Source organism: Peribacillus sp. NPDC096540 (assembly GCF_050278525.1).
GTDB lineage: Bacteria > Bacillota > Bacilli > Bacillales > DSM-1321 > Peribacillus.
Genome location: NZ_JBNNTG010000108.1, coordinates 1 through 1,080, shown reverse-complemented (window position 1 = coordinate 1,080; position 1,080 = coordinate 1). Strand labels below are relative to the sequence as shown.

Below are 1,080 nucleotides of genomic sequence, written 5' to 3'. Positions count from 1 at the left end.
TGATCTGACCCAATAAAGTTAGACATATAGTTTAAGCAGCTTCTAAGACCTGAGTTCGGTATTCTATCGGACTCAGGTCTTTTAATTTTACCTTCATTCGTTTGTGGTTATAGTAATGAATATAATCATCTAATTCCTTTTCAAAGTGCTCCATACTATCAAACTCTTGGAGATAAAGCAATTCGGATTTTAACAAGCCAAAGAAGTTTTCCATGACTGCGTTATCTAAACAATTTCCCTTACGGGACATGCTTTGTATAATGTGGGAATCTTTTAACGTTTTTTGATACTTCTTCATTTGATAATGCCACCCTTGATCCGAATGGAGGATGACCGTATCTTCTGGTTTTAGGTGTTTAATCGCCTCATCTAACATATCTCCAACAAGTTTATAAACGGGCCGTTTCATCACTTTGTAGGCAATAATTTCACCATTACATAAATCAAGGATAGGGGATAAGTAGCGTTTCTCCCCAAATAAATGAAACTCTGTTACGTCCGTTACCCATTTTTGATTCATTTTCTCTGCTTGAAAATCACGTTGTAAAATATGGGGGGCAATTCGACCAACATGCCCCTTATAAGAACGATACTTTTTCATTCGGACTAAACATTTTACGCCCATTTCGTTCATGAGGCGGTTGATGGTCTTTGGATTGTGAGAAAAACCATATTTTTTTAACTCTTTTGTGATACGACGATAACCGTAACGTCCTTTATGTTCATGATAGATAGACTGAATAGCGGCTTTTACCTTTGAATACTTATCTTCTCGATTCAAGCGTTTTTCCCAATAATAGTACGTGCTACGTGGAATACCAGCGACTTTAATTAAGGCCACGACCTCATAAATGGACTTTAGTTCATAAATTACTTGCGCTTTGATTTTGGTTGTAATTTTTCCTGCATTTGAACTAAAGTATTCAACTTTTTTAAATACGCATTCTCCATTTCCAGTTGTTTAATTCGTCCTTCAAGTGCTTCAACTGAACCTTCGACTTGTTTGGATGGATTGATTCCTTTTTTCATGGATGATCTCCCCTTTTTCTTAGAAATTAGGGCATCTAATCCATAAGCATG

1 pseudogene is annotated in these 1,080 nt (G+C 36.3%); it reads right to left on the bottom strand.

Annotation, left to right across the window (positions count from 1 at the left end):
* Window positions 1-31: 31 nt before the first annotated feature.
* A pseudogene (locus tag ACQKMR_RS28390) lies at window positions 32-1,080 on the bottom strand (IS3 family transposase); the annotation flags it as partial.